Raw genomic sequence first — 5,000 nt, 5'->3', positions numbered from 1 at the left:
CCCGCGGCGATGACCGCAGGGGCCGCCGTCATCCGGACTCGTTCAGCCTCCTGCCCATTGAGGTAGATCACCGCACCATCATCCAGCATCGTGTAAACCCAGAGCCTTGCACCATTCGTATCCGCCGGGAAATCGAAGGCTGTGCGGAAGTAATAGGTGACTTCCTGGATGTTATCGCTGGCGTTGGTGAAGACATCCAGGATGGTCAGCACCTTGGTGTTGTTCGAGTCGGCCGCCGTGAGCAGATGCAATGGCCCCAGCAGGCCTCGGTCGCCGATACGTGCGGCGGCCGAAAGCACGGAGTCTTCGTCGTCGAGATCCACATGCGTGGCCATCTCGGCGAGGGCGAGATGCAGCCGCACGAGTTCTGACACATGCGAGGCCCATCGCTCGTCAAGGCCGAAGCGCGCAGCGATGTCGTGAGCGGGCGCGGCTCCGCGCTGCGGGTGGTCGGCGCCTCCATCGATCTTCCCGACGTCGTGGGCGATCGCAGCAACCTGCAGGGCAGGTAGCGAGGGCGTGGCTGCGGCAGAACGGGCCAGTACGGGGTCGGAGCGCAGGCTGTCGAGCAGCGCCGCTGCGCGAAGCGAGTGGGCGCCCACGGTGAGTTGGTGGCCGAGGCCGGGTCGGCGAACGGTCATCAGTTCGCGGAATCCCGGTGCGAGCTCCTCCAGCCGACCCGATTGTGCGGCCTGCTCGATGGCCGACAGCCCGTCGAGCCCCTGGTCGAGCCATTCGTGCACCTGTCCAGACGTCACGTGCCCGGATCCGGGATCGGGCTGTCCGGCAAGGCGCCGACGCGCAGCGCCGAGGATGAGCGCCGTCTCAGCCAGCGCGAGCTGCGTCGCCTGGGCGAGCTCGTCGGGGACTACATCGAGGGCATCGAGTGAGAGCAGATTGCCGTAGCCCTCGCGTGCGAGAATCCAGCGAGCAGTGGCGAGCGTCTCTGCGTGGACCGTCAGGCGCTCGAACTCCTCGGGTAGCAGCAGCCCACGGTCGACGAGTGCTGACGGGTCGTGCTGTGGGATACCGGTCAGCACCGCTGCAGTCCACGTCAGTTCGTCGTAGTCACGGCGTCCGCCGGCACCTTCCTTGAGGTCGGGCTCGAGCAAGTAGCACGACCCGGGCCGCGGTCGCGCGACGAGCGCAGCGAGTAGCTCGCGTGAACGCTTGTGCGCGTCTCGGGCACACTCACCCACGTGGCGCGCCGCCCACTCGAGGTCTCCCGCGAGTGGGCGAGCGGTAAGCGCAGCCGTGCAGGTCACGAAGTCCTCGCGCATCGCACGAAGCTGCTCCTTGGGAGAGCGCACCTGATGCCCCACTGCGAGCCCGGAGTCCCACAACGGGTAGAGCACTGCCTCCACGAACGGCTTGACTCGGGAGGAAGGGCCGTCGGCAAGCACGAGGATGTCCAGATCGCTGCCGGGGAGAAGTGCCCCGGCGCCCCAACCGCCGAGCGCGACGATCGCCAACCTGCCGTGGACGTGCGATGAAGCCGCCCGGGCGAGTTCCCGGACGGCTTCATCGGTCAGTTTCGACAGCTCGCGTGCGGCCTCTATGCCCGGCGTGGCGCCGGCCAGCAGTACCTGGCGTGCAGCGAGATGGGTCTCCAAGGGGCTAGAGTGCGTCCGGCCCACGCTCGCCCGTGCGGATGCGCACAGCCGAGGTGACGTCGACGGTGAAGATCTTGCCGTCGCCGATCTTCTCGGTGCGTGCGGCCTCGAGGATCGCGGTCTCGACCGCCTCGGCAATCGAGTCGTCCACGACGACCTCGACCTTGACCTTGGGCACGAAGTCCACGGTGTACTCCGAGCCACGGTAGATCTCTGTGTGGCCCTTCTGGCGACCGTAGCCACGCACGTCGGTCACTGTCATGCCGGCAACTCCCAGCGCGTTGAGCGCTTCCTTCACATCGTCGAGCTTGTGCGGCTTGATGATGGCTTCGATCTTCTTCACGATCGGCTCCTTTGAGTGTCTCTTGTCCGTCGGTACGTTCCCTGAATCAGTGAAGCACGGGAACGGGTGGCGTACTTACTCGAAAATGTAACCCTCTTCACCGTGCTCCGAGAGGTCGAGACCGCGGATTTCAGCATCTTCTTCGACGCGCAGACCCATGACGGCCTTGATACCCGCGAGCAGGAGCATGCTCATCCCGAACGAGAACGCCCATGCCGCGACGACGCCGATAAGCTGAATCCCGATCTGCCCCGGGTTGCCGTAGAGCGCACCACCGGTGATCGCCGAGTTGACGGCGCTCGTGGCAAACACGCCGGTCAGGACGGCGCCCAGTGTTCCGCCGATGCCGTGGATCCCGAGAACGTCGAGGGCGTCATCGAGCTTGAGCTTGCCCTTGAGGAACAGCCCGAAGTAGCAGGCGACGCCGGCGATACCGCCGATGACGAGCGCTGCCCACGGCTCGACGTAGCCGCACGCGGGGGTGACGGCGACGAGGCCGGCGACGGCACCGGACGCGGCACCCAGAGCGGTGGGCTTGCCGGCCTTCATCCACTCCGCGGCTGTCCAGGTCAGGACCGCGGCGGCCGCGGCGATGTTGGTGTTGAGGAAAGCCGAGCCCGCGAGGCTGTTGGCGCCCAGCGCGGAGCCGGCGTTGAAGCCGAACCAACCGAACCACAGGATGCCGGCACCGAGAACGGTCATCGGCAGGTTGTGCGGGTGGAACTGGTCCTTGCCGTAGCCCTTGCGCTTGCCGAGCATGATCGCGCAAGCGACTGCCGCAGCAGCAGATGAGATGTGGACGACCGTACCGCCCGCGAAGTCGAGTGCGCCGAGCTTGAAGAGCCAGCCGGTCGGCTGCCACACCCAGTGGGCGAGCGGGCTGTAGACGAGCAGCGACCACAGCGTCGCGAACACGATGTACGCCGAGAACTTCATGCGCTCGGCCACCGCACCGGTGATGAGACCGACGGTGATGATCGCGAACATACCCTGGAACATGGCGAACACTGACTGCGGGATCGTGGCAGCGAGCGAGTGCGCGGTGTTTGCGATGCCGTTGAGGCCGACGAACTGCAGACCGCCGATGAACGGCGCGAGCGCCCCGCTACCATCGGTGAATGCGAGCGAGTAGCCGATGACGGCCCACAGCACTCCGATAAGACCCATTGCGAAGAAGTTTTGGAGCGTGGTGTCCAAGACGTTCTTGCGGCGCACCATTCCGGCGTAGAACGCGGCCAGTCCGGGCGTCATGAAGAGCACCAGGGCGGCTGACACGAGAATCCACGCTGTATCGCCGGTGTTGAATTCGGGCATCGTCGTCCTCCTTCTCCTTGTTGAAGCACGCGGTTTCAGGGTGGTTTCCGCGTGACGTCTCCTGCATTGCTGGGGCACACGGTACGGGTGTGATGTTTCCAGCCCATTTCGGCGGAGTGTCTCGGAGGTGAAAGTTCGTCGGCTGGGTGAAATGGCTCTGAAACGCCCGACGGTTCGGGGCGGGCCTCTGCGGGTATACCGACAACCAGAGTGTTCGACGGAGAGGGCTGGGCACTACTCACGACGGACAGGGGGTCGGTCAGACGCGATCGCGGGCACGTGTGTACTTCGCGCCGTGACCGAGCATCAGTAGTTGGGGGCTGAGCATGAGCATCAGACGTGCTGGGACGATCCGGTGGCTTCGCGCCACATTGGCGGTGGCGCTACTCGTGGCGATGCAGCCGATTCCGGTTGCCGTGGGTGCAGAGCAGGCGCTCGCGGCACAGGTGGCTGCGACGCGGGTGGCGGGGCTTATCGCTCCCGAGAACCAACGTGTCGGAAGCGCGAATCGGTTCACCAACAGCGTGCTGTTGGCGCAACAGGGATGGACGAGCTCCGAGTACGTGGTCATCGCGACCGGTCGCGGCTGGTCCGATGCCCTTGTCGGAACGCCGTTGGCAGCAACGCTCAAGGCCCCACTCCTCCTGAGCGAGCGAACAGCCCTGCCCGCAGTGGTCAAGGCTGAGATCAAACGATTGGGCGCCTCACGCGCAATCATTCTCGGCGGTACGGGGGCGCTTGCGTCGGGCATCGTCGACGACCTCGTGGAGTGCGGTATCACACGCCGCTACGTGGAGCGAATCGGCGGGGCTGACCGCTATGTGACCGCATCGAAGGTCGCTCGCAGGATTCACAGTCTCAGTGACGGCGAGGGGTGGGTCGCCCTCGTGTCGGGTGAGCGCTTCACCGACGCCTTGTCGGTTGGTCCATGGGCCGGAGCGCTGGGTGCGCCAATCGTCCTGACCAAGAAGAGCTCCATCCCGGCAACCACCAAGACCGTGCTCACCGCGCTTCACCCCAAGGCCGTGCTGATCGTAGGCGGTTCGAGGTCGATCGGGGCGAAGGTGACCAAGCAGATCCCCGTTCAGTGGCGGATCGCCGGTGTCGACAGCTATGACACCGCCAACCTCATGGCGGAGTTCGCGTCCGATCACGACTTCGACTTCGATAACGTCTACGTGGTCTCGGGCACGGATTGGTCGAGTTCACTCTCACTCGGTGCGCTTTCGGCGCGAACCATGGGCCTCATCATGCCCACCGATCCGACCCGCCTCGACATCCACACACACGCGTTCTTCGACGGGCACTGTTCGAGCATCAAGGAGATAATCTCGGTGGGGGGTCCCGGCTGGGTGGCCCCGAGTGTGATGACCGAGATCCAGCAAGCGTCGCACACGCACCTCAACACCGAATCACTGACACTCATCACGGGCGACCTACTGACCGCCTTCGATGGAGTGACGACCGAGACAGTGACGTTCGATGACGTGCCCGTAGCGGTAACGACTGTCGTGCCCGGTCAGTACCTCGTACTGAACCGTTCCGGCGCACGGCCGGATGACGATCCGCTCAAGCCCGGCTTCGTCCGGCAGGTCTTGAGCGTCGAGGACGTCGGCGACTCCCTGGTTGCGACGACGCGTGATGCCGCTCTCACGGAGATACTGCAGAAGGGCTCAGTGGACATCCAAGTTGTTCCGATCAGCGCACAGGATGTTCGCAACCAGTATCTG

At 65.0% G+C, this 5,000-nt stretch carries 4 protein-coding genes; 1 reads left to right on the top strand and 3 read right to left on the bottom strand.

Features of this window, described 5'->3' with window-relative positions:
• From HGB10_11860 to HGB10_11850, 3 genes are all read right to left on the bottom strand, one after another.
• The coding region (locus HGB10_11860; protein ID NTU72498.1) for an HD domain-containing protein at positions 1-1,613 on the bottom strand (1,613 nt) is incomplete at its 3' end.
• Positions 1,614-1,617: 4 nt separating this feature from the next.
• On the bottom strand, positions 1,618-1,956 hold the full coding sequence (locus tag HGB10_11855) for a P-II family nitrogen regulator (GenBank protein NTU72497.1): 339 nt from the start codon (positions 1,954-1,956) through the stop codon (positions 1,618-1,620).
• Between the two features lie 75 nt (positions 1,957-2,031).
• On the bottom strand, positions 2,032-3,270 hold the full coding sequence (locus tag HGB10_11850) for an ammonium transporter (GenBank protein NTU72496.1): 1,239 nt from the start codon (positions 3,268-3,270) through the stop codon (positions 2,032-2,034).
• A gap of 326 nt (positions 3,271-3,596) precedes the next feature.
• Here HGB10_11850 and HGB10_11845 point away from each other — a divergent pair.
• Positions 3,597-5,000 (top strand): cell wall-binding repeat-containing protein (locus HGB10_11845; protein ID NTU72495.1); only part of this gene is annotated, 1,404 nt, incomplete at its 3' end.

The sequence above is a fragment of the Coriobacteriia bacterium genome, from assembly GCA_013334745.1.
Taxonomy (GTDB): Bacteria; Actinomycetota; Coriobacteriia; order Anaerosomatales; family JAAXUF01; genus JAAXWY01.
Note: the sequence above shows the minus strand (reverse complement) of the source record. Positions and strands in the feature narration are given on the sequence as shown.